This is a genomic window from Streptomyces xingningensis (genome assembly GCF_054957865.1).
On record NZ_JBDJPF010000056.1, the window covers coordinates 13,980 to 38,512 of the forward strand.

17 protein-coding genes and 1 pseudogene are annotated in these 24,533 nt (G+C 71.6%); 6 read left to right on the forward strand and 12 right to left on the reverse strand.

The genetic code is table 11. The features are described 5' to 3' along the window. Window positions 1-90 precede the first annotated feature (90 nt). The 3 genes from ABCR83_RS24930 (at window position 91) to ABCR83_RS24940 (ending at window position 4,080) form a co-directional block, all read left to right on the forward strand. On the forward strand, window positions 91-2,316 hold the full coding sequence (locus tag ABCR83_RS24930) for an acetate--CoA ligase family protein (RefSeq protein WP_462697415.1): 2,226 nt from the start codon (window positions 91-93) through the stop codon (window positions 2,314-2,316). Window positions 2,317-2,448: 132 nt separating this feature from the next. Further along, entirely contained in the window at window positions 2,449-3,324 is an 876-nt protein-coding gene (locus tag ABCR83_RS24935) for an enoyl-CoA hydratase/isomerase family protein (protein ID WP_462697416.1), read from the forward strand. 126 nt (window positions 3,325-3,450) lie between these two features. Then, the gene (locus tag ABCR83_RS24940) at window positions 3,451-4,080 is read left to right on the forward strand and encodes a flavin reductase family protein (protein ID WP_462697417.1); all 630 of its coding nucleotides are present in this window, start codon (window positions 3,451-3,453) and stop codon (window positions 4,078-4,080) included. Here the strand turns inward: ABCR83_RS24940 and ABCR83_RS24945 are convergent. From ABCR83_RS24945 to ABCR83_RS24965, 5 genes are all read right to left on the reverse strand, one after another. Next, complete coding sequence (locus tag ABCR83_RS24945; RefSeq protein WP_462697418.1) at window positions 4,064-5,173, reverse strand: hypothetical protein; 1,110 nt, start codon at window positions 5,171-5,173, stop codon at window positions 4,064-4,066. The genes ABCR83_RS24940 and ABCR83_RS24945 overlap by 17 nt on opposite strands. Window positions 5,174-5,417: 244 nt before the next feature. After that, window positions 5,418-6,482: a Zn-dependent alcohol dehydrogenase gene (locus tag ABCR83_RS24950; RefSeq protein ID WP_462697419.1), complete on the reverse strand. Its 1,065-nt coding sequence runs from the start codon at window positions 6,480-6,482 to the stop codon at window positions 5,418-5,420. Between the two features lie 134 nt (window positions 6,483-6,616). Further along, the gene (locus ABCR83_RS24955; RefSeq protein ID WP_462697420.1) at window positions 6,617-8,089 is read right to left on the reverse strand and encodes an aldehyde dehydrogenase family protein; all 1,473 of its coding nucleotides are present in this window, start codon (window positions 8,087-8,089) and stop codon (window positions 6,617-6,619) included. Further along, window positions 8,086-9,249, reverse strand: coding sequence for an acyl-CoA dehydrogenase family protein (locus ABCR83_RS24960; RefSeq protein WP_462697421.1), 1,164 nt, complete (start codon window positions 9,247-9,249; stop codon window positions 8,086-8,088). Before ABCR83_RS24960 ends, ABCR83_RS24955 begins: the two co-directional genes overlap by 4 nt. Before the next feature lie 45 nt (window positions 9,250-9,294). Next, complete coding sequence (locus tag ABCR83_RS24965; protein ID WP_462697422.1) at window positions 9,295-10,206, reverse strand: SDR family NAD(P)-dependent oxidoreductase; 912 nt, start codon at window positions 10,204-10,206, stop codon at window positions 9,295-9,297. A 91-nt stretch (window positions 10,207-10,297) separates the two neighbouring features. Between ABCR83_RS24965 and ABCR83_RS24970 the strand changes: the two genes are divergently transcribed. Next, on the forward strand, window positions 10,298-11,224 hold the full coding sequence (locus ABCR83_RS24970; RefSeq protein ID WP_462697423.1) for a cyclase family protein: 927 nt from the start codon (window positions 10,298-10,300) through the stop codon (window positions 11,222-11,224). 261 nt (window positions 11,225-11,485) lie between these two features. Here the strand turns inward: ABCR83_RS24970 and ABCR83_RS24975 are convergent, their stop codons facing one another. From ABCR83_RS24975 to ABCR83_RS24990, 4 genes are all read right to left on the reverse strand, one after another. After that, the gene (locus ABCR83_RS24975) at window positions 11,486-11,989 is read right to left on the reverse strand and encodes an ATP-binding protein (protein ID WP_462697424.1); all 504 of its coding nucleotides are present in this window, start codon (window positions 11,987-11,989) and stop codon (window positions 11,486-11,488) included. A gap of 427 nt (window positions 11,990-12,416) precedes the next feature. Further along, on the reverse strand, window positions 12,417-13,454 hold the full coding sequence (locus ABCR83_RS24980) for an acyl-CoA dehydrogenase family protein (protein WP_462697442.1): 1,038 nt from the start codon (window positions 13,452-13,454) through the stop codon (window positions 12,417-12,419). A gap of 8 nt (window positions 13,455-13,462) precedes the next feature. Next, window positions 13,463-14,632: an acyl-CoA dehydrogenase family protein gene (locus tag ABCR83_RS24985; RefSeq protein WP_462697443.1), complete on the reverse strand. Its 1,170-nt coding sequence runs from the start codon at window positions 14,630-14,632 to the stop codon at window positions 13,463-13,465. A 5-nt stretch (window positions 14,633-14,637) separates the two neighbouring features. Beyond that, the gene (locus ABCR83_RS24990) at window positions 14,638-15,837 is read right to left on the reverse strand and encodes an amidohydrolase family protein (RefSeq protein WP_462697426.1); all 1,200 of its coding nucleotides are present in this window, start codon (window positions 15,835-15,837) and stop codon (window positions 14,638-14,640) included. 129 nt (window positions 15,838-15,966) lie between these two features. On the opposite strand from ABCR83_RS24990, the gene ABCR83_RS24995 reads away from it, so the two are divergent. Continuing rightward, window positions 15,967-17,484, forward strand: coding sequence for a class I adenylate-forming enzyme family protein (locus tag ABCR83_RS24995; RefSeq protein WP_462697427.1), 1,518 nt, complete (start codon window positions 15,967-15,969; stop codon window positions 17,482-17,484). A 30-nt stretch (window positions 17,485-17,514) separates the two neighbouring features. On the opposite strand, the gene ABCR83_RS25000 is transcribed toward ABCR83_RS24995, so the two are convergent. Next, a complete protein-coding gene (locus ABCR83_RS25000; protein ID WP_462697428.1) occupies window positions 17,515-19,998 on the reverse strand; it encodes a protein kinase in 2,484 nt (827 codons plus the stop codon). A gap of 201 nt (window positions 19,999-20,199) precedes the next feature. Continuing rightward, window positions 20,200-21,477 (reverse strand): annotated as a pseudogene (locus tag ABCR83_RS25005) (serine/threonine-protein kinase); the annotation flags it as partial. A gap of 114 nt (window positions 21,478-21,591) precedes the next feature. On the opposite strand from ABCR83_RS25005, the gene ABCR83_RS25010 reads away from it, so the two are divergent. Beyond that, window positions 21,592-22,716: a serine hydrolase domain-containing protein gene (locus ABCR83_RS25010; RefSeq protein WP_462697429.1), complete on the forward strand. Its 1,125-nt coding sequence runs from the start codon at window positions 21,592-21,594 to the stop codon at window positions 22,714-22,716. Window positions 22,717-22,758: 42 nt separating this feature from the next. On the opposite strand, the gene ABCR83_RS25015 is transcribed toward ABCR83_RS25010, so the two are convergent. Further along, on the reverse strand, window positions 22,759-24,465 hold the full coding sequence (locus ABCR83_RS25015) for a glycerol-3-phosphate dehydrogenase/oxidase (protein ID WP_462697430.1): 1,707 nt from the start codon (window positions 24,463-24,465) through the stop codon (window positions 22,759-22,761). Window positions 24,466-24,533 lie beyond the last annotated feature (68 nt).

The window sequence follows — 24,533 nt, forward strand, 5'->3', positions numbered from 1 at the left end:
CCTGTACCGGACGTTCCTGTACCGGCTATCAGCTCGCTAATCTGACTCTACGTCAGCTAATCGGTCATTGAGCAGGAGTGGGCGAGAACGATGCTTGGATCGACTCATGGCACCCTCACCACCACCTCCCGACCGGCCCGTGTGGTGGCCTGCGGCGAGCGGCCCGGCCTCATCGTGCACGGCACGGCAACCACGCCCCACGATCTGGACGTCGGCGGCCGCCCGCTGCACTCGGACGTACCGGACCTCGACCGTTTCTTCCGCCCCGAAGCCCTGGCCGTGGTCGGCGCCTCGGACACCGAGGGCCACCCCAACACCGGCATCACCCGACAGCTGATCGCCTGGGCCGAGCGCGTCGGCGCCGGGGTTCACCCCGTACACCCCACCCGTGCCTCCGTCTTCAACCTCCCTTGTCATCCATCCCTTCATGACCTGCCGGAGGACATCGACCTGGCTGCCCTCCTCGTCGGCGACCCGGCCTCCGTCATCGAGGAACTCCCGTTCTGCAAGGCCAAGTTCGCCGTCGTCTTCGCCTCCGGCTTCGCCGAGACGGGAGCCGGCGGCGCCACCGCCCAGGCCCGGCTGGCGGTCGCCGCCCGGCGCTCCGGGGTGCGCCTCCTCGGCCCCAACACCAATCTCAATGCCTTCGAGACCTTCCGTGAGGACCTCGACGGCCCGGCCATCGCCCTGATCACCCAGTCAGGCCACCAGGGCCGCCCGCTCTTCGCCCTCCAAGAACTGGGCATCCGCCTCTCGCACTGGGCCCCGACCGGAAACGAGGCGGACCTCGAGTGCGCCGATTTCATCTCCTACTTCGCCACCCGGCCCGAGGTCGGAGCCATCGCCGCATATGTGGAAGGGCTCAAGGACGGCCGCTCCTTCCTGCTCTCCGCCGACCGCGCGGCCCGCAACAGGGTGCCGGTGGTGGCGGTCAAGGTCGGCCGGACCGAGGCCGGCGCCCGCACCGCCGCCACCCACACCGGCAAGCTCACCGGCGCGGACGATGTGGTGGACGCGGCCATGCGGCAGTTCGGCGTGATCCGCGTGACCGGTCTGGACGAGCTCCAGGACACCGCGGCCCTGCTCGCCCGCGCCCGTCCACCGCGCGCCACCGGCGTGGCCGTTTATTCGATCTCCGGTGGCACCGGCGCCCACTTCGCGGACCTGGCCACGGCGGCCGGCCTTGAACTCCCCACCCTCCCGGACGCCAAGCAGAACGAGCTCCACCAGTGGATTCCGGAGTATCTGAGCGTCGCCAACCCGATCGACAACGGCGGCCACCCGGTGGGTGACTGGCGTGGACGGAAGATCATCGATGCGCTGCTCGCCGACCCCGCCATCGGCGTCCTCGTCTGCCCGATCACCGGACCCTTTCCACCGCTGAGCGACAAACTCGCGCAGGATCTGGTGGATGCGGCGGAAGAGACCGACAAGCCGGTGTGCGTGGTGTGGGGCTCCCCGGTCGGCACCGAGGACGCCTACCGCACCACCCTGCTCGGCTCCTCCCGGGTGGCGACCTTCCGCACCTTCGCCAACTGCGTCACCGCCGTGCGCGCCTACCTGGACCATCACCGCTTCACCGCCGACTACCGCTCCCCCTTCGACGACGCACCCCGCACCCCCTCGCCCGCCGCGGGCAAGGCCCGTGCGCTGCTGCGCCCGGGTGAGCAGCTCAGCGAGCACGCGGCGAAGCAACTGCTGCGCACGTATGGCATACGAGTGCCCAGGGAGCAGCTGGTGACCAGCGCCGCCGCGGCCGTGCGGGCGGCCGGGCTGGTCGGCTACCCCGTCGTCATGAAGGCATCTGGCCCGCAGCTCGCCCACAAGACCGAACTCGGCCTGGTCAGGGTCGGGTTGACCTCGGCCAGCCAGGTGCGCGACACCTATCGCGAGCTGATCGACATCGCGCGCTGTCAGGGACTGCCGCTGGACGGTGTGCTGGTGTGCCAACTGGTGGGACGAGGCGTGGAGATGACCGTGGGCATCTCGCAGGACAGCCTCTTCGGCCCCACCGTGACGGCCGGGCTGGGCGGGGTGTTTGTGGAGGTACTGCAGGACACGGCCGTGCGCGTGCCGCCGTTCGGCGAGCGGCAGGCCCGGGAGATGCTCGGCGAACTGCGCGGCCACGCACTCCTGACCGGAGCCCGGGGGGCTCCACCGGCCGATGTGGACGCCCTCGTCGAGACGGTGCTGCGCGTCCAGCGGATGGCCTTGGACCTGGGCGACAGCCTCGCCGAGCTGGACGTCAACCCGCTGGTCGTGCTGGAGCGCGGACAGGGGGCGGTGGCCCTCGACGCGCTGGCCTGCTGCCGCTGACCCGGCCGGCGGCACGGCGAACCACCCCGCGCCGCCCGGCCACTCGCCGCCCGGCTTGCTCGCCGGGCCCCAACCACCCTGCGACGCAAGGCCGTCCACACCACACCGCCCCATGACTTCCGGAGCCCGTCCATGAGCAACTCCCCCCAAGGCACACAGCCATCCCCCGCCGATCCCGTGGAACCCGGCGGATCCGATGGCTCATTGATACTCCACACCACTGACAACGGGGTGGTGTGGATCACTCTCAACCGTCCCAAGGTCATGAACGCCATCACCCCTGACCAGCGCGAACACCTGATTTCACAACTTCTTTGGGCCTCCGCGGACCCGGCGGTCCGGGCGGTGGTCATCACCGCCACCGGCAAGGGCTTCTGCGCGGGCGCCGATCTGCGCACAGCGGCCTCGCCGTCGGCCGACGGCGCCGGACCACGCGAACCACGGATCCCGGGCGATGTCGCCCGTACCCTCCGCACCGGCGCGCAGCGGCTGATCAGTGCGGTGCTCGACTGCGAGAAGCCCGTGCTCGCCGCCGTGAACGGCGTCGCCGCGGGGCTCGGCGTTCACCTCGCGCTGGCCTGCGATCTGGTCCTGGCCGCCGAACCGGCCACGTTTGTCGAGGCGTTCGTCCGGCGCGGCCTGGTGCCCGACGGCGGTGGGGCGTACCTCCTGCCGCGTCTCATCGGGCCGCGGCGCGCGAAGGAGCTGATGTTCTTCGGTGATGCGCTCACCGCCGCCGAGGCGGAACGGCTGGGGCTGGTCAACCGTGTGGTGCCGTCGGCCGAGCTGGCCACCACGGCCCGGGCCTGGGCCGAGCGGCTGGCCACCGGGCCCACCCGAGCGCTCGCCCTCACCAAACAGCTGGTCAATGCCTCCCTGGAGGCCGATCGCGGTTCGGCCTTCGCGGCCGAGGCGGCCGCGCAGGAGATCAATATGACGACGGCCGATGCCGCCGAGGGCATCGTGAGTTTCCTGGCCCGCCGCCCGCCGGTCTACCGGGGCCGCTAGGGGGTGTCCGATGGGTCGGGTGGGCCCGGTGGCCAGCCGCTCGGCCCAGGCCCGGGCCGTGGTGGCCAGGGTCCGTTCACCCGCGCACCGCTTCCGATGTGACGCTCCATCAGATTCAATGGATTCATGATGGGACACGCGGGCATGGCCGTCGTCGCCGTCCGTCATCTGCGGATCCAGGGCGGTTCGACGGCATCCGTCGCCACACCTCAGCCGCCGCTCCGGGTGGTTTCTCCGGTGCGAGCGGACACCTCCTTTTCGCCCGCGCCGGGTGAATTCCGGCGCGTTCTCGGCCACTTCGCCAGTGGCGTGACCGCCATCACCGCGCCGGGCGGGAGCGGGGAGCCGGCGGCGGGTTTCGCCTGTCAGTCCTTCGCGGCGCTGTCGCTGGACCCGCCGCTGGTCGTGTTCATGGTGGCCCGTACCTCCACAACCTGGCCGCGCATCGCCCGTGCCGGGGTCTTCTGCGTCAACGTCCTGGGGGCCGGACAGGAAGAACTCTGCAGGAGGCTCGCGGTCAGCGGCTCGCACACCGCCGACAAGTTCGCCGATGTGCCGTACGGGCCGTCGCCCGTGACCGGTTCGCCGCTGCTCAGGGACGTGCCCGCATGGGCCGACTGCACGATCCACGCCGTGCACACGGGCGGGGACCATCTGATCGTGGTGGGCCGGGTGGCGGCGCTAGGCGCGGACGAGGAGGCGGCGGGCGCCGGGCCCCTGCTGTTCCACCGGGGCGCGTTCACTTCTTGCCCTTGACGACCTTCCGCAGTTCATAGCGCTTGCCGGAGCCCGGCTTGCCGATCTCGTAGTAGATCCGCGGCTGCTTGGTCGTACCACCGAGGCTCCAGTTACGGGGGTTCATCCCCTCACAGGACTTGATCACCAGGGAGAGGCCCTGGACCCGGCCGCCGTCCTTGAGCGCCGTCCAGGTGCCGGTCCCGTCGCAGTCCTTCATCCGGTCCTTGCCCGCGCCGTCCCATTGGTGGCTGTCGAGCCCCTTGGCCAGCGCTTCGCCTTCCTTGGTGAGCTTGACCTGACCGCCATGGCCGTCGTCCCAGACACCGGCGAGGTCCGACTTGTGCAGCCGGGGCGGCTTGTACACGTTCACCAGGCCGGAGCCGTACACCACCGCACCCACCAGGCCGACGGCCAGCCAGGCGATGGCGCCGTCGCGCGTCACTCTCCGCGCCACGCTTCCGGAACGTCCGTCGCGCACCCGGCGGGCGGCGGCACGGGCCACGAATGCCGCCGGCAGCAGCCCGACGGTGAGCGACGCCCACCAGGTGAGATACGACAACGGGCTGGCGAGCGAACGGCTGCCGAGCGCCGCCACCGCGCCGAACGCGATCACCGCACCCGCCGACACCGCCGCCACGGCTCCAAGGGTCCACGGCCGGCGCCCGGAGTGCCCCGCGCGCCGAGCCGCGAGACGGCCGAGCGCCAGTGCGGGCATCACGGCGGCGGCCGTGATGAAGCCGCTGATCAGCACGGTCAGCAGCAGCACGCCCAGCGCCACCGCGACGATCAGCATCGGACCGTGGGGCAGCCCTTGGTGCTCCCGCGAGAGCAGCACGAGCAGGCCGACGGTCGCCGCGACGACGACCTCGGCGCTGAGCGCGGCCATCGACGCGCAGAACGCGGCCCCGAAGGCGTCCCCGCGCATCGCCCGCTCCGACGGCGCCTCCTGTTCCGACGGGGTCTCTCGCTCCGGCGAGGACTCCTTCGAAGGCTCCTTCGAGGACTCCTTCAAGGACTCTTTCTCCGGCGGCGTCCCCCGGGACTCCTCGGGCGCTCCCTTTGCTGTTGTCGCGTCGTCCGGTATCGCGTCCGGCTCCGCCTGCTGTGTCATATCGGCCCCTCTCTTCCAGAAAGATTCCCCCAAGGGCCGAGAGGTTGCGTGGCGCGAGGTTTCGAGACCGCACTCACCCCACTGATGCCTTCCGATTCCGCCGACGAGGAGGCCCGGACGCCCCGCCACACATCACCATGGACTGCCCGGACGGACCATTCTTACCGAATAACCCTCATTGCCCGGAATCGGAATCGTCTGCCGGACGTCCAGCGGCCAGCAGGCGGGCCCGCGAAGGCGGCACTCAGAAGGCAAGCACACAGCGCGCCACCCGGCCGCACCGCACCTCCTCCGCCGCCCGCGCGAAGTCTTCGACCGGGTGGACCGCCGTGACCAGCTCGTCGAGCAGGAGCCGTCCCTCGCGGTAGAGCCGCACATAGAGCGCGACGTCACGCTGCGGACGTGCGGAGCCGTAGCGGCAGCCCAGGATCGACTTGTCCAGGTAGAGGGAGGAGACCAGGAAGGACGCCTCCGTGCCCGCGGGCGGTACGCCCAGAAGCACCGCTTGGCCGTGCCGGTCGAGGAGATCGACGGCCTGCCGGACGAGACCGGCGTCACCCACGCACTCAAATGCGTGATCGACTCCGGTCGGAAGGATCTCCCGCACCGCCGCCGAGATGTCGGAGGCGGTGGCGTCGATGAAGTGAGTCGCGCCGAACCGGCGGGCAGTTTGCTCCTTGTCCGGGTTGGCGTCGACGGCGACCAGGGCCGAGGCCCCGGCGAGCCGGGCCCCTTGCAGCACATTGAGCCCGACGCCGCCGATGCCGATGACGAGCACGGAATCACCCTGCCCCACCCGGGCCCGGTTGAGGACGGCGCCGACACCGGTCAGGACACCGCAGCCGACGAGGGCCGCCGAGGTCAGCGGCACATCGGCGGGGATCCCGACCGCCTGTACGGCCTTGACGAGGGTGCGTTCCGCGAAGGCCGAACTGCCCGCGAACTGGAACAGCGCCTCGCCCCGGCGGGAAAAGGGCTGGGTGGGCCTGCCGATGCTCCGGCGGCACATAGTCGGCCGCCCACGGTCACAGTCGGCGCAGGTGCCACAGCCGGCGAGCGTGGAGAGGACGACATGGTCGCCGGGCCCGACGTGGGCGACGCCCGGCCCCACCGCCTCGACCACTCCGGCACCCTCGTGTCCGAGCACAGCCGGGACGGGGTGCGGAATGGTTCCGTCGATGACCGACAGATCGCTGTGGCACAGGCCCGCGGCGGCGACGGAAACCAGGACCTCACCGGGCCCGGGGGCACGCAGCCGCAGATCGTCGACGACCCGAGGCCGCTCGCCGTCGAAGATGACGCCTCTCATGGCGGTGATCCCCCTTCTCTTCCCCCGGTCCTTCCTGTCCTGTGCGCCCTCCCTGTCCTGTGCGCCCTCAGCCCTTCCAGCCTTCCGGCCTTCCGGCCTTCCGGCCTTCCGGTCTTCCGGCAGGACCGGTGTGCTCAGGACGGCCATACGACCGACTGGAGTTCGCTGTAGGCATGCAGTCCGAAGGAGCCGCCGACCCGGCCGACGCCGCTCCCCTTGCATCCGCCGAAGGGCGTCTCAGGGTGCCGCTGAACGGTGTTGATGCCGATGTTGCCGCTGTGCAGTCGGGCCGCGAAGGCCCAGGCGCGAGCGGTGTCGGAGCTGAAGACATAGTCGTAGAGGCCGTAGGAGGTGCCGTTGGCGATGTGGACCGCCTCGTCCTCATCGTCGAAGGGCAGGGCCACCACGACGGGCCCGAAGATCTCCTCGCGGGCAACCGTCATCCCGGGGGTGACCTCGGCGATGAGGGTGGGGGCCGCATAGAAGCCGGGGTTGAGGGCAGGCCGGTCACCCCCGGTGACGATCCTGGCTCCTTGCGCCCTGGCCCCGGCGACGTATTCCTCGACGCGATCGCGCTGAGCGGCGGATATCAACGGGCCCACGATCGTGGAGTTTTCCACAGGGCTTCCCATTGTCAGTGACTCAGCGTAGTCTTTGAGAGCGGTAACGACCCGTTCGTACAGGGCCCGTTGGACGAGCACGCGGGTCGGTGCCGTGCAGATCTGCCCACTGTGGAAGGACCAGACCGAACCGACCGCGTTGACCGCCGAGGTGATCACTTCATCGTCGGCGTCTCCGAGGACGATGGCAGCGCCCTTGCCGCCCAGTTCCATCAGGGTGCGTTTCATCGACCTTCCCGCGGATTCGGCGATCTTTTTCCCCACGGTGGTCGAACCGGTGAAGCTCACCATGTCGACGCCGGGTTGGGATACCAGCTGCTCGCCCGCGGCCGGTCCCGAACCGGTGACGACATTGAACACCCCATCCGGGCAACCGGCCTCACTGAACAGTGGGCCCAGCTCAAGGCAGCAGAGCGGGTCTTGTGGTGCCGGTTTGGCGACGACGGCATTGCCCATGGCCAGCGCGGGTGCGACCTTGCCCGCGAGATTGACGACCGGGAAGTTGTAGGAGGTGATGCAGGCGACGACACCCACCGGGCGCCGGACCGCGGCGGCGCCGATCAGGCCACCGGGGGCGAGCGGGCCGGCCTGGACGGGCCAGGGCGCGAGCGGAACGGCAGCCGGCTCCAGCGCGCCCCGCGCATAGCGCCGGAAGCGGTCCACAGCCACCGGCAGTTGCATGGTCGAGGCGACGCGCATCGTCGCGCCGGTCTCGGCCTGGAGCAAGGGGACCAGCTCCCCTGCGTGTTCGAGGAGTAGATCCGCCATCCGGTCCAGCACGGCAGCGCGCTCGCGCGGATCGGTACGGGACCAGCCGCCCTGCGCGGCCCGTGCGGCGGCCACGGCATCGGCGACTTCGGCGGGGGTCGCCTCCGGGGCCTCCCCGACGACCTGCTCGGTCGCCGGATTGACAACTGCATAGTGCCCTTTTTCCGGTGTGCGCCAAGACCCGCCGATCCAGTGCCCATAGGGGGTGTGCGCGGTCATGGCCGGGCCTCCTTCGGCAGGCCGAGGACGCGCTCGGCGATGATGGTGCGCTGGATCTCGTCCGACCCGCCATAGATCGTGTCGGCGCGGGAGAAGAGGAACCGGCGCTGCGGGGCGTCGAGTTCATAGGGACGGTCGGCACACCAGTCGTCCGGCCCGACGGTGGCGGGAGCTCCCCGCACCGCCATCGACAGTTCGCCGAGCCGCTGGTGCCAGCGGCCCCACAGCAGCTTGGCGACGCTGGGCGCACCGGGGTCGCGGGCCGCGCCCAGGGTCCGCAGGGCGTTCCAGCGCAGGGTCTGCAACTCGGCCCAGTGCCGTATGAGCCGGTCACGCAGCACCGGCTCCGCTGCGGCACCCGTCCGCACCGCCAGCTGGATCACCTGCGCCAACTCGGTGCTGAAGCCGACTTGTTGGGCGAGGGTGGACACGCCTCGCTCGCGGGCGAGCAGGTTCACGGCCACCCGCCAGCCGCTGCCTTCACCCCCGACGAGGTGGTCCGCTCGGGCCCGGGCGCCCTCGAAGAACACCTCGTTGAACTCGGCGGTGCCGTGCAGTTGCCGGATCGGCCGGACCTCGATCCGGCCGGGCTGGTCCATGGGGACGAGCAGCAGGGACAGCCCGTGGTGACGGTGCGACCCCTTGGTGGTGCGGGCCAGCACAAAGCACCAGTCGGCCTGGTGGGCGAGCGAGGTCCAGATCTTGTGTCCGTCGATCCGGTAGCTGCGGCCGCCGTCGGCAGGGGTGGCGGTGGTGCGTACGGCGGCGAGATCGGAGCCGGCGCCGGGTTCGCTGTAGCCCTGGCACCAGATCTCCTCGCCGCGGGCGATGGCGGGGAGGAAGCGGGCGCACTGCGCATCGTCGCCGTCGGCGAGGAGGGTGGGTGCCAGGAGCCGTTCGCCGAGGTGCCCCAGGCGTTCGGGGGCCTGGGCACGGGCGTACTCCTCGGCCCAGACGACCTGTTCGGCCAGGGTGGCCGGGCGGTTGCCGTAGGTGCCGCGGGCCCGGTCCCAGCCGAGGCCGATCCAGCCGCCCGTGCCCAGTTCGCGCTCCCAGTCCCGGTCGGGGGCGCGGGCCGGTCCGGTGGTGAGGCGCTCGGCCAGCCAGGCGCGCGCCTCCTGCCGGAACGCCTCGTCCGTGGGCCCGAATGCGAAGTCCACGCCTCTCCCTTCACGTCCCTTGGCGGCCTGTCCTGCCGGGTGCCGTCAGGCGTTGGGCCGCGCTCTGGCGGCAGCCGCCTCGGCCATCGCATCCAGGCGGTCGAGCATCGGCATGGGGTCGGTGCCGACGGTTCCCGGGAGGACGTCGGCGATCCGTTGGGGGGTCCAGGTCCCGTCCGTGTAGGCGGCGCGTAGTTCGCGCGGCTGGGCCCAGACCGCGATCTTGGGCCCGGCCACCGTATAGACCTGCCCGGTGATCCGCTCCTCGCGGGCCCGCTCGCTGAGCAGGTAGACGACCAGCGCGGCCACGTCTTCCGGTTCGCCGATCTCGGTCAGCTCCATCGGCACCTCGGCGGACATCCGGGTACGGGCCACCGGGGCCACGCAGTTGGCCGTGACCCCGTATCTGCGCAGGCCCAGTGCCGCACTGCGGACGAGGGAGATGATGCCGCCTTTGGCGGCCGAGTAGTTGGCCTGGGCCACGCTGCCCTGATGATTGCCGCTGGTGAAGCCGATGAGGGTGCCGGTGCGCTGTTGACGCATGACGGCGGAGGCGGCCCGGAAGACGGTGAAGGTGCCCTTGAGGTGGGTGGCGATGACCGGATCCCATTCCTGTTCGGTCATGTTGAAGAGCATGCGCTCGCGCAGGATTCCGGCGACGCACACCGCGCCGTCGAGCCGCCCGTATCGCTGCAGGGCCGTGTCGACGATCCGCTGTCCACCGGCCATCGTTGACACATCGTCCACGACGGCGGTCGCCTCACCGCCCGCCGCCTCGATCTCCTTGGCCACGGCGGCAGCGACCTCGCCGGTCGGTTCACCGCCGGAGAGCGAGACGCCGCGGTCGTTGACGACGACCCTGGCGCCCTCGGCGGCGGAGGCGATGGCCACCGCCCGGCCGATTCCCCGTCCGGCTCCGGTCACGGCAACCACCTTGCCTGTCAAGAAGTTCGCCACGGTGGCACCCCTTCCCGCAAGTTCTGACGGCCCGTTAGATTTTTGGGCAGAGTAGGCCCGAGCACAAGCCCAGGAAAGAGGGAAGGCGCTTATGTCACTTCCGGCCGAGTTCCATGAGATCGCCAAACGGGTCAACAACTGGGGCCGTTGGGGCGAGTCCGATGAGATCGGCACGCTGAACCTCATCACCGACACCGTGGTACGAGCCGCCGCCGAGAGCGTCATCAGCGGCCACCGGGTTCCTCTGGCGCTGCCTCTCCGGCAGGACGGGGTGCAGACCGGGCTGATCCCGGGCCGGGTCAACCCGCTGCACACCATGGTCGCGGTCAATGTGGAGTTATTCGGCCCCGGCACCGTGGCCACCAGCGACGATGCGGTGACTATGGGCCTCCAGGCAGGCACTCACTGGGATGGGCTGGCCCATGTCGCACATGGCGGGCGGATCTACAACGGCCGCCCAGCGGGCTCGATCACGGCGCATGGCCGGGCCGCTTTCAGCAGCGTGGACAAGGCCGGGCCGATCGTCTCGCGCGGTGTGCTGCTCGATGTCGCGCGCGCCCGCGGCGTGCAACGGCTCGACGGCGGGCACGCCGTCACCGCCGAGGATCTGGACGCGGCAGAGGAACTGGCCGGCACCACCGTGCGGGCGGGCGACATCCTGCTCGTCCGCACCGGGCAGATCCAGCGGTATCTCGAGGGCGACAGCCATGCATACGCCCACCCCTCGCCCGGCCTGTCGATCCACACCCCCGAGTGGTTTCACGCCCGGGATGTCGCCGCGGTCGCCAATGACACCCTCACCTTCGAGATCGTCCCGCCGGAGATCGAGAACCTATGGCTGGCCGTTCACGCCCTGGATCTGGTCGAGATGGGCATGCCGCAGGGTCAGAACTGGAATCTTGAGGAGCTGTCCACGGTGTGTGCACAGGAGCGGCGGTATGCGTTCCTGTTGACGGCCACCCCCGAGCCGTTCGTCGGCGGGGTCGGGGCACCGGTCGCACCGGTCGCAGTCCTCTGACCCACGGTTGACCCACGGTCTTAATGCGCCATCCGGGAGGATGGGCGGGCGGCGGCGCGCTGATGCGCACCCCGAGCACGGCACCACACGCCGCCGCCCAGCTCCGGCGCTGGAGCCCTGTTCTCGCGCCGGACCGCGACCCGCACTCGCCAAGGCAGCCCGGGTCACATGGGCCTCTCGACGTCCCCTCGCAACGAATCGCTGCATCCAAGGGTGATCACGTGACCACTTCACGTCAACACCTGGTCTGGACTTTGCCGCCTACGCCCTATTTGCGACGGCGTGTTGTGGCTCAAAAGCATTGCTCCACCGCGGCAGAGCCGACGAGCCACGGTCGATCTCGCACCAGATGCGCTTACCCGTACCCTCCGGCTGCCAGCCCCAGCGATCGGCGAGGCCCTCCACCAGCTCCAGGCCGCGACCCCCGGTTTCATCACCCCGGGCGCAGCGCTGCCGGGGCGGCCGGGCGCTGATGTCGGCGACCTCCACCCGTACGGTGTCCGGGCGAGGTCCGGCCGCTGCTCCGGCGCCGCCACCCACCCCGCCGCCGCTCACCCCGGGGAAGAACATCCGCAGCACGGCCGGGCATCCGGTGTGCACCACGGCGTTGGTCACCAGCTCGGAGATCAACAGGATCAGCGTCTCGGCCAGCGGCTCATCAACCCCTATCCCATGGCCCGCCAGACGGGACCGCGCCCACTTCCGGGCCCGCCCGACCTCCGCGGGGTCGGCCCGAACCTCCATTTGCATCTGAAGCACCTGCACCGCTCACACCATCCGAACCGGCGGACACAACGCCTCGCGCCTGAGAGGAGTCACGGAGCGTGATCTCCTTCCACGACAGCCTGATTGACGCAGAGTTACCCCAACAAGCGCTTCAGACCTATTCCGGCGCCAAGGAGTATGCGCATCACCAACTGTGCGATGCGTGCCGTGGGGTCTCGAACACGGGGGATTCATGAACCCCGCGCCGATACGGGCAAGAGGCGTTCCCGAATGCGGCATCACCACATGGGCAACACCGGTTTCATTGCGCCTTCGAACCACTCGCATCCAAGGGAGAGTACCCGAGCACGGACCCGACTCCGCCCCGTGGCGAGTTACACGCAGAACACAACTCGATATCAACGGAGCGTGATCTTTATGTGCGGCAACACCGGCATTTCGCCCGAGTTGATTACGTTCTGCATTCTCATCGCTCATGATTTCGCCCGAGCGAATTTCCGCGCCCTCCCCCGGGAAGCCCGCCGAAGTCGGCCGGGAGCACCTGGAGTCCATCGGCGATCTCCTCCTCGGCCTCCGCCGCCGACTGCCACTGGGCGGCCCTCAGCCAGGCTCGCTTGAAGTGTGGATGCACGTCCGACTCCCAGGCGAAACCCAGCCCGCCATGCAATTGCAAACAGTCACGAGCATTACGAACGGCGGCCTCATCGGCGAGAAGTTTCGCTCCGGCGACTTCCCCCGCCATTACCGTGAGCGATGCCGCATACACGCTAGTTCGTGCGAGTTCCGTGCGTACGAGCATGTCGGCGCAGAGGTGTTGGACCGCCTGGAAAGCGCCGATCGGGCGGCCGAACTGGGTGCGGGCCTTGGCGTGGGCGACGGCCATCTCCATGGTGCGGGCCGCGCTGCCGAGCTGTTGTGCGGCGGTCAGCAGCACCGCCTCCCGGCGCAACGGGGCGGCCGCACCCACCTCCCGGATGCCCTGCACCGTCCCGGGCAGGGCATCCAGCAGGTGCAGCGGGGTCGCCGGGTCCACCGACCGCAGGGGGCTCGCCGACAGGGCGTCCGGACCCGCTCCGTATCCCGTCTCCCACAGCCGCGCCCGTTCGCCGTCGAGCAGCAGCACGGCGTCGGCGGTGGCGAGGTGTTCCACAACGCCGGGCCGGTCCACGGCCGTCACCATCCCGGTGCCCTCGGCCGCGCCCGCCACCAGGCCCGCCGCGAGATGGGTGGCGACCAGCGGGCCGGGCAGCAGCGCCCGCCCCGCCTCCTCGAAGAGCAGCACCGCCTCCGGCAGGCCGAGCCCCACCCCGCCGTCCCGCTCGGGCAACCGCAGGGCGAACAGCCCGGCCTCCCCCAACTCCCGCCACAGCGCCCGGTCGGGGCCCGGTCCCGGCGCTTGCCCGTCCACCACCTCCCGCAGCCGTTCCCGCGGGAATCGCGCCGCCAAGAGTTCCCGCATTCCCGTTCGCAGGTCCTGCTGTTCGGGGGTCAACCGGAAATCCATGATCACCGCTAACCTCCGCGGGGGAGGCCGAGAATGCGCTCGGCAATGATGTTCCGCTGAATCTGGGACGTTCCGGCGGCAATCGTGTAAGCGAGCGAGGAAAGCCGGCCAACGGTCCATTCCTGGTCGGCATCCAGCGCCCGGGGGCCGAGGATTTCGGCGGCCGTCTCGTAGAGCTCCTGGCGCGCCTGCGAGTAGCGGAGCTTGAAGACGGAACCGCCCACGCCCGGCACCCCGCTGCCGCCGCTGCGCAGCGCATGCTCGGCCTCGCTCGCATTCGCCTGCACCAGCCGCCACAACGCCGTGAAGTCGGCGCTCAGCCGCCCCAGTCGGCGGCGCAGGACCGCGTCGTCCCACCGGCCGTTCTCCCGGGCCGCCCGGGCCAGCAGGGCCAGGGTCCGGCGGCAGGCGACGACCTCGCCGGCGAAGGCCGTGCCGCGCTCGAAGGAGAGGGTGACCATCGAGACCCGCCAGCCGTCGTGTTCGGCGCCCACCCGGTGGGAGAGCGGCACCCGCACCCCGTCGAGGAGCACCTCGGCGAATTCGGTGGATCCCGCGAGGGTGCGCAGCGGGCGCACCGTCACCCCGGGTGCGTCCATCGGCATCGCGAGCCAGCTGAGTCCCCGGTGCCTGGGGGCCGACGGGTCGGTGCGGACGAGCAGTTCGCACCAGTCGGCGACCTCGGCATGCGAGGTCCAGACCTTGCTGCCGGTGACGAGGTACGCGTCGCCGTCGCGGACCGCCCGGGTACGCAGGGCGGCGAGGTCGGAGCCCGCGTCGGGCTCCGAGAAGCCCTGGCACCACACCTCCTCGCCGCGCAGGATCGGCGGCAGCCAGCGGGCACGCTGGGCGGCGGTTCCCTCGGCGGCGATGGTGGGGCCGGCATGCAGCAGTCCCACGAAGCCCGCGCCCGCCGGGGGCGCGCCCGCCAGCTCCGCCTCCTCGAGGAAGATCAGGTGCCGGATGGGCCCGGCGCCCCGGCCGCCCGCGTCGCGGGGCCAGTCCAGTCCCGCGTATCCGGCGTCGTACAGCGCCCGTTGCCAGGCGCAGTCATGGGCGCGCCGGGCGGGCCAGTCGTCCGGCGCGGGCCTGGCGGGCAGTTTCGGCAGCGTCCGGCGCAGCCAGGCGCGCAATTGCCGCCGGAATTCCTCCTCATCGGCCGGGTGGGTCGGCTCCATGGCGGTCACGCGGCCGGTCCGTCGAGGTCCAGCCCGAGCATGCGGATCGCATTGCCCCGCATCAGCTGGTGGACGGTCGCCTCGTCCAGTCCCCGCACCTGGTCGAGGGCGATTTCCCTGGTGTGCGGGAAGGTCGAGTCCACATGGGGGTAGTCGGTCTCGAAGGTGGCGTTGTCGCGGCCCACGGCGTCGAGCGAGGCGATCCCGTGCCGGTCGCGGAAGAAGCAGCAGAAGACCTGCCGGTAGTAGTAGGAGGAGGGCGGTTCGGGGATCAGGTCGCGCACCCCGCCCCAGGCCCGGTGCTCGCGCCAGACATCGTCGGCGCGCTCCAGGGCATAGGGGATCCATCCCATCTGGCCTTCGCTGTAGGCGAGTTTGAGTTCGGGGAAGCGCACCAGCACCCCGCTGAAGAGGAAGTCGGCCAGTGATGCCATGGCGTTGTTGAAGGACAGGGCCGCCTGCACGGCCGGTGGTGCGTCGGGGGATGCGGCGGGCATCTGCGAGGAGGAGCCGATGTGCATATTGACGACGGTGCTCGTCTCCTGGCAGACGGCGAAGAAGGGGTCCCAGTGGCCGGTGTGGATACTGGGCAGCCCCAGATGGGTGGGCAACTCGCTGAAGGTCACGGCCCGTACGCCGCGCGCGGCGTTGCGCCGGAGCTCCGCGACCGCGAGGCCGATGTCCCAGAGCGGGATCAGGCACAGCGGGATCAGCCGGCCGCCGCTGTCGCCGCACCACTCCTCGACCATCCAGTCGTTGTAGGCCCGTACACACGCCAGGGCGACCTCCTTGTCCCGCGCCTCGGCGAAGGTCTGCCCGCAGAAGCGCGGGAAGGTCGGGAAGCACAAGGACGCCTCGACATGGTTGAGGTCCATGTCCTTGAGCCGTTCGGCCGGGTCCCAGCAGCCGGGTCGCATCTCCTCGCGGGTGATGCCCTCCAGGGTCATCTCCTCGCGGTCGAAGCCGACGGCGGCGATGTTGCGCTTGTAGGGGAACGCGAGGTCCTCGTAGATCCACCAGTCGGCCGGGGGGCCGTCCGGGTCCATGGTGAAGCGGTACTTCCCGCCGGTGTATTCCAGGCCGCCGATGCCGGCGGTCAGCGGCTTGGGCCCGCGGTCGCGGCAGGCCGCGGGGAGCCAGGTGTCGAAGAGGTGGGCGGGCTCGATCACATGGTCGTCGACACTGACGATGCGCGGCAGATCCACAACAGGCCTCCCCAGGTTTCTGACGTACCGTCAGTTGAGAAGCTAGCCCGCACCCTCTGGACCGGCAAGCCACGGCGGCCTACGCTTCCTCCGTTCTGACGTAGCGTCAGCTCCGTTCGAGGGGGGACCATGTCCGGCACCCTGTGGCGCCTCCTCGGCCACCGCGCCACCCTGACCCCCGACGCGCCCGCCCTCGTCCAGGCCGAGGACGACCGGACGCTGACCTTCGCCGCCCTGCGCGACCGGGCCGAGCGCACGGCCGCCCGGCTGCACGGGCTCGGCGTCCGGGCCGGGAGCCGGGTCCTGTGGCAACTGCCCACCCGCATCGAGACGGTGGTCCTGAGTCTCGCCCTGGCCCGGCTCGGTGCCGTCCAGAGCCCGCTCATCCCGCACTGCCGCGACCACGAGGCCGGTCATGCCCTACGGGCCGTGGGAGCCGAATTCTTCGTCGTCCCCGGCGTATGGCGGGGCTTCGACCACCTGGCCATGGCCTGTCGGCTCGCCAGCGAACTGCGCCCCGAGCCCGAGGTGTTGACGATGCCGGACGCCGAGGACCGCCCGGCCGCCCTGCCCCCGCCGCCCGCCGAGGGCAGCACCGTCCGCTGGATCCACTGGACGTCCGGCAGCACCGCGGCCCCCAAGGGGGTCCTGCACACGGACCGCTCCCTGATCGCCTCCGGCCGCTCCCTCGCCGAGGCCCTGCAGCCGACGCCCGGCGACCTGGGTTCCATCGCCTTCCCCTATGCGCACATCGGCGGCGCCCAGTACACCGTGATGCTGCTCCTGCGCGGCTTTCCCGCCCTCCTCGTCGAGCACTTCGCCCTGCCCGGCTCGCTCGATGCCTACCGCCGCCATGGCGTCACCATCGCGGGCGGCTCCACCGCGTTCTACGCCATGTTCCTCGCCGAACAGCGCAAGGATCCCGCCCGCGGACTGCTGCCCGCCCTTCGCCTGCTGGCGGGGGGCGGCGCCCCCAAACCGCCCGCCCTGTACGCCGAGGTGGTCCGTGAACTGGGCTGCGAGCTGGTCCATGGCTACGGCATGACGGAAGCCCCGTTGATCACCATGGGCTCTCCGGCCGACCCGGCCGAGCTGCTCGCCACCACGGAGGGACGGCCGCCGACCGGCCTGGAGATCCGGATCACCGATGCGGACGGGGCACCGGTGCCGCCAGGGGCGGACGGGCACATCCGGCTGCGCGGCGAGGCCGTGTGCCGGGGCTATCTCGACCCCGCCCAGTCCGCCGAGGCCTTTGACCAGGACGGGTTTCTCCTCACCGGCGACCTCGGTCACCTCACCGCCGAGGGTCACCTGGTACTCACCGGGCGCGCCAAGGACATCATCATCCGCAAGGGGGAGACCATTTCGGCGCCGGAGATCGAGCGTCTGCTCGGCGAACACCCCTCCATCGAGGACGCCGCCGTCATCGGGCTGCCCGATCCCGCGCGGGGGGAGTGCGTCTGCGCGGTCGTCCAGCAGCGCGCCGGTACGGCGCCGTTGACGCTGGCGGATCTCATCCGGCATCTGCGTGGTGCGGGGCTGGCGGTGCACAAGGTGCCCGAGCGGTTGGAGCTGGTCGAGGCGCTGCCACGCCAGGGAGCACTGCACAAGGTGGTCAAGGGTGAACTGCGGGCACGGTTCTCCTGAGGGCTGCCCCCGCGCCCGGCCGCCCCGCGCTCAACTGCCCGTCCGATAGGTGGCGGTGGCCTGGTCGAAGAAGGAGTCCACCGAGTGCTGCCCGTCCATCGGCCCGATCACCTGCAGCACATGGTAGCGGCCGCCCAGGATCATCGCCGAGTTGCGCACATAGACCTGGTGGCCGTTGCCGTTGCCCCAGTTGAAGGTGCCCTCCGCACCGGCCGTCCGGCCGATGTCGACCCGGCGCAGGCCGGAGGCGCCCGACCAGGACGAGGCGCGGAAGGCGTCCAGTTCGGGCTCCTTGTCCTGCTGGTAGGCCATGGGATCGGTGCCGAACTCGGACGCCTTGTCCCGGCCGGGCACCACGATCAGCTCGAAACCACCGCCCGCATAGACGACTTGGCCGTGGGCGTTGGCCCCGCGGCGCTGCCAATCCTTGGCCACGGCCACCGAGAAGCCCTTGGGGTCGCGGCGCAGGGTGAAGCCCTGGGCGACCTCGCCGCTCCCCTCGGTCCGCCGCTCCCCGGCCCCCTCGGCGGACGCCTTGCCGTCCGGGCCGGGGCCGTTGGGGGTGGCACTCAGTGCTCCCGGTGAGCCGGTACGGTCCGGAGTGGTCTGTTCCGCGCTCTCCGCCGTACGCGGCATAAACAGCAGCGCATACAGCACGGCCCCAATCAGCACCAACAAGATCACCCCCAGCAACAGGCGTCCCAGCCGATGCGGACTGTGCGGGCCCGGTGCCCGCTGCTCCTGCAGCTGTCCGGTGGCATCCGATCTCTTGTGCCGCCCGTGCGCGGCCGCCGCCGCGGAGGCACCGACCGTACGCCCTCGACGGCGCCGCAGCACCAGCTCGCCGCGGCGCCGGATGATCGGCAGCCGACCGGGGTCGGCGGGCGCGCTCGGCCCGATCGACGGCACTGTGACCGTGCGGCTGCCGATGTCCGGCTCGGGAGCAGAGCGGATCAACGACCGCAGCCAGCCGCGGAGTTCCTCGACGTCGGGCCGCTCATCCGGGTCCTTGCGCATCAGCGACTCGACCACGGGGCGCAGCGCGCCGCACTCCTCGGCGTATGCGGGGGGCTCGGCGCAGACCAGCTGCACCAGGTCGGCCGTGCTGTCCTCCGGATACGGGGCGTGCCCCTGCACGACGCGGAAGAGCAGCGCGCCCAGCGCCCACAGGTCGGCGGCGGGCCCAACCGGCGGGGCGAGCTGCCAGTTCTCCTGTATGGGCCAGGCCTGCTCCGGGGCCCAGCGCTCGGTGACGGGCCCGACCACCACCATCCGGGCCTGCCGGGCCCGTTCGGCGGCGAGGGCGCCGCCGGACGCGGCGGTGCGCGACCAGTCCGCGGCGGCACGCGGCGAAGGCACCTGCCCGCCGGCCATGGGCTCCGGCTCGCCGTCCGTGCGCTCCGGGTCCGCGCCCCCCGGGTTGGTACGCCCCTGCTCCTGCGCATCCTTGCCCGGATCCTTGCCCGTGTCCTTGCGCGGATCCTTGCGCGGCGGGTCCGTGCGCCCCGAGGAGGTGCCCTGGAGGAGCACATCGGCGCTCCAGGGCGCGGTGGAGTCGGGCGCGGGCGCGGTGCCGCTGGCGGCGCTGCCGCCGCCCCAGGTGGAGGAGCCGGTCGGCGGGCGGGAGTTGCCGCCCTCGGCCGCCGCCCGAGCGGCGGCGGCCCGGGCTCCCGCGCGGTACGCGGCGATCGCCCCGGGCCGGGTGCGCCCGTTCTGCGGACCGGGGCGCTCGGCGGGCCGTGGCCCGCGCGCCCCGCCCGGTGACGGCGGCCCGAGTCCGCCCGCGGTGCCCTGGTCGCGGTATCCCGGCCCGACCTGCCGGGGGACGCCCGGCGCCCCGCCGGGCTTCGTGGCTCCCGGCGCCGGACCGCCCTCCCGCTCCCCGTCCGCCGGGACGGGGTCATAGCCGCACAGCGCCTCCTCCGCCGCCCCGGCGGCCAGGCCGGTGAGGATCGCCCGCCCGTCCTCGCAGATGAGGACGGTGCGAGTGGTGATGTTGCGATGCGTCCAGCCCTGGGCGTGCAGGGCCCGCAGCGCGGTGAGGACATCGGCGGCCACCTCGGCGGCGCGATGGGGCGAGAGCGTGCGCTCGGCGAGCACGGCCGCCAGCGGGCGGGCGGAGACGAGTTCGCTGACGATCCACAGGCTGCCCGCCTCGGCGAAGACGTGGAAGACCTGGTCCAGCCGCGGGTGGTCGGGAATCCGCGCGGCGGCCGTGGCCGCTGCCAGCGCCCGGCGCACCGCGGGGTCCCCGGCCTCCGGCACCGTGCGGCCGCCGCGCCCGGTGCCCACCGCCCCGGGCCGCCCGCCCCGGCCGCCGACCGCCGCGCCCGGCTCGCCCGCGCTTTCGACGAGCTCCGCGTCCACGACCTCCGGCAGCGGGATCTGCCGGACCAGCACCTCCTGCCCGCTGTAGGTGTCAAAGGCCCGGGCCTCGACCAGTTCAAACGCATCGGACGGGGGCAACGGCAGGCGATAGCGATCGGCGAGCACCCGGCCCGCATAGTCGTCCACAACGCCTCCCCAAGCGCGCGATCCCTGTATCGCCCGAACAACCGCCACAACCGGCCAGCCGCCAAATCCGGCCGCCCTGCCGCCCCTTGCGGCTGCGCACCGTCCACCCACACTCACGATACGTGCAGAACAGCCCCCTTCGGGGCCGTACGCCTCAGCTCGTCGGATCAGCCGGGCCCGGGCCCCGCCGGAGCGGCGCTACCCCAGCGCCACGGCGAGCACCGTGCCGAGCACGGCCAGCAGGACGACGGCCACCACGAGGACCAGCACGCGCCGCTGCACCGGGACGCGCATCCGGACCAGGGTCTCGGTGTATGCGCCCGGCACCGGGACCGGCTCCGGCTCGGTCCTGGAGGCGGCCGTCGAGGCTGCCGAGCCCGACGGGGTGGCATCGCGCAGCGGCCGGAAGGCGCTCGCCGTGCGTTCCCCCCGCTCGTCCTCGGCGCGGGCACCGGACGGCGGGGTGGCGGAACCCCTGGGCCCGGATCTCGGGGCCGGCTTCTGGGGCCGTGCCGGGGAGTGCTTCGGCGCCTCCTTCGCGGACCGGTCCGCCGCGGGCTTGCCGGGGGCCGTCGGCAGCGCCATCGCCTGGGTGACATCGGTGGCCGCGATCTTGGGCGCCTTCGGCCGCCGCTCGTCGGGGGAGTTGATCGCATCCGTCAGCAGCGCCCGGGCGCCCGCCTCGTCCAGCCGCTTCTGCGGGTCCTTGGCGAGCAGCCCGTACATGACCCCCTCCAGCGGGCCCGCGTTCTTCGGCGGCCCGAGCGGCTCGGTCATCACGGCGGTCAGCGTCGCAATGGCCGACCCCTTGTCGTACGGCGGGGCGCCCTCGACCGCCGCGTACAGCAGGCCGCCCAGCGACCACAGGTCGGCGGGCGGGCCGGGCTTCTGGCCCCGCGCCCGCTCGGGCGATATGTACGAGGGAGCTCCGACCAGCATTCCGGTGGAGGTGACCGACGGGTCGCCCTCGACCTGGGCGATGCCGAAGTCGGTGAGCACCACCCGGCCGTCGTCCGCGATGAGCACATTGGACGGCTTCACATCGCGGTGCAGGATGCCCTGCAGATGCGCGGCCCGCAGCACATCGAGCACGGCCAGGCCGACCTCGGCGGCCCGCCGCCAGTTCAGCGGCCCGTCCTCGCGGACGACATCGGCGAGCGAACGGCCCTCGATGAGCTCCATGACGATCCACGGGCGGTCGTCCTCGTGCACCACGTCGAAGACGGTGACCGCGCCCGCGCTGCGGATCCGGGCGATCGCCTTCGCCTCGCGCAGCGTGCGGGTGATCAGACGGCGCTTCTCGTCCTCGTCGATATTGGCCGGGAAACGCAGCTCCTTGACCGCGACCACCCGGCCCAGCGTCTCGTCCGTCGCCCGGTGGACGGTGCCCATGCCACCCCGGCCGAGAACGTCCCCGAGACGGTATCGCCCGGCGAGGAGGCGCCCGGTCGTGCCCTGCGTCTGCTCCGCGTCCGACATGCGTCCCCTCTGGCATCCAGCTCTGCGACCAACCGACCCCGGCAGAGCGACCATTGTCTCTCATCCGCGGACCAGTGGAAGGCCAGGGTCCGAGCGACCATGGAAGATAAACGCATGCCGACGCGCACCGCCCTCTCGCGCCTCGCGGTGGCCATGGCCGCGCTGTGCTGCGCCGTAACGGCTTTCGCGACGACGGCGTGCGACGGCGGCGGGCTCGAAGACGGCCGCTCCCCCGTAGAGGACCTCGTTTCGCCAAGTTCGGTTCCCGGCGCGGCCGAGCTGTCACAAGATGCTCACGGGGCAGCCCGGTTCACCACCGCAGGCGTGGCCGACGTACGCACCGGGCGTCGCATCCTGCCCACCGATCACTTCCGTGCCGGCAGCATCACCAAGACGGTCATCGCCACCGTGGTGCTCCAACTGGCGGCCGAGCACCGGCTGGGCCTCGACGACCCGGTCGCCGACCACCTCCCGCCGTCCGTCTCCATCCGGTTCAGGCACAGCCGCATCACGGTGCGCCAACTCCTCACCCACACCAGCGGGCTGTTCTCCTACACGGACGACCGGGTCTTCTTCCGCGAATTCCTCGGGCCGGGCGCCGCGGCACACCGCTTTGCCTCCCATGCGCCCGAGTCCCTGGTACGGACCGGCCTCGCCCACCCGCCATACGCCCCGCCGGGCACCCGGTACCACTACTCCAACACCGACTACCTGCTGCTCGGCATGGTCATCCGTCAGGTCACCGGACGCTCCTACGCCGCCGAGGCCCGGCGCCGGATCCTCACCCCCCTGCACCTCACGGGCACCAGCTTCCCCGGTACCCGGATCACGCTGCCCGCTCCGCACGGGCGCGCCTACTCCTCGTCAGGCCCCGGCGGCCCCACGGACGTCACCGACCTCAACCCCTCCGCCGCCGGTGCCGCCGGAGAACTGGTCTCCACCCTCCCCGATCTCAACCGCTTCTTCGGCGCGCTGTTCCGCGGTGCGCTCCTGCCCACCTCGGAGCTGGGGACGATACGGGACACCGCGGCGGCACACGGCCGCCATGGGATGGGGCTGTTTCCGGTGCGGCTGCCGTGCGGGGTCACCCTGTGGGGGCACAACGGCGCGATCAGCGGGTCCTATGTGCAGGTGCTGGGCACGGCGGACGGACGGCATGTCGTCAGCTACCGCCTCAACAGCGACACCCGGATCGGCGGCGCGGCCGAAGAGCGGCTGCTGACGGCCGAATTCTGCTGACGCATGCCACCCGGACGTGCCACCGAGGCACGCCGCGCGGCCCTACAGCGGCTGCACCTCCGGGGCGCCCAGCCGGGCCGCGTCCGCCGTCAGGTCGTCCGGCTGACGCTGTGATTCGCGCTCCGCCTCCACCCGCTTCTCATAGTGCCGGACCTCCTTCTCGACCTGCTCCGCATCCCAGCCCAGGACGGGCGCCATCAGCCCGGCGGCCTCGCGGGCGCTGCGGGTGCCCCGGTCGAAGGTCTCGATCGAGATGCGGGTACGGCGGGTGAGCACATCGTCCAGATGACGGGCACCCTCGTGCGAGGCCGCATAGACGACCTCCGCCCGCAGATAGTCCTCGGCGGCGGCCAGCGGCTCGCCCAGCGACGGATCGGCGGTGACCAGCTCCAGCAGCTCGTCCACCAGCGAGCCATACCGGTTGAGCAGGTGCTCGACCCGCGCCACATGCAGCCCGGTGCGCTGCGCCAGCTGCGCCCGCCCGTTCCACAGCGCCTTGTAGCCCTCGGCGCCCACCAGCGGCACCTCCTCGGTGACACAGTCCGCCACCCGCTGCGCCAGCCCGTGCACCGCCTCGTCCACCGCGTCCTTGGCCATCACCCGGTAGGTGGTGTACTTGCCGCCCGCCACCACCACCAGCCCGGGCACCGGGTGCGCCACGGTGTGTTCGCGGGAGAGCTTGCTGGTCGCGTCCGACTCCCCGGCCAGCAGCGGGCGCAGCCCCGCGTACACACCCTGTACGTCGTCGCGGGACAGCGGCACGGACAGCACCGAGTTGACGTGTTCCAGCAGATAGTCGATGTCGGCACTGGAGGCGGCCGGGTGGGCCTTGTCCAGGTCCCAGTCCGTGTCGGTGGTGCCGATGATCCAGTGTCTGCCCCAGGGGATGACGAACAGCACGCTCTTCTCGGTGCGCAGGATCAGCCCGGTGGTGGAGTGGATCCGGTCCTTGGGCACCACCAGGTGGATGCCCTTGGAGGCCCGGACGTGGAACTGGCCGCGCTCGGCGATGAGCTGCTGGGTGTCGTCCGTCCACACGCCGGTGGCGTTGACGATCTGCCGGGCCCGGATCTCGAACTCGCCGCCCTGTTCGAGGTCCCGCACCCGGGCGCCGACCACCCGCTCCCCCTCCCGCAGGAAGCCCACCACCCGCGCCCGGTTGGCCACGTCCGCGCCATAGGCGGCGGCGGTGCGCACCAGGGTGGCGACATAGCGCGCGTCGTCCATCTGCGCGTCGTAGTACTGCAAGGCGCCGACCAGCGCGTCCTTGCGCAGGCAGGGCGCCACTCGCAGCGCATGGCGGCGGGTCAGATGGCGGTGCACGGGCAGTCCGCGGCCATGGCCGGAGGAGACGGACATCGCGTCGTAGAGCGCGACGCCGGAACCGGCGTAGAGCCGCTCCCAGCCCCGGTGCTGCAGCGGGTAGAGGAAGGGCACCGGTTTCACCAGGTGCGGGGCCAGCCGCTGGAGCAGCAGTCCGCGCTCCTTGAGCGCCTCCCGCACCAGGGCGAAGTCCAGCATCTCCAGATAGCGCAGCCCGCCGTGGATGAGCTTGCTGGACCGGCTGGAGGTGCCGGCCGCCCAGTCCCGCGCCTCCACCAGCCCGGTCGTCAGCCCGCGGGTGACGGCGTCCAGTGCGGTGCCCGCGCCGACCACACCGGCGCCGACCACCAAGATGTCCAGTTCCCGCTCCGCCATTCGGGCGAGCGCCGCGCTCCGCTCGGCCGGACCGAGTGCCGCTGTCCTCACCACTGCCTCCCGCTTCCGGTGCCGCCGTACACCGACCCACGTCGGCCCACCACGGACGGGGTGCCCGT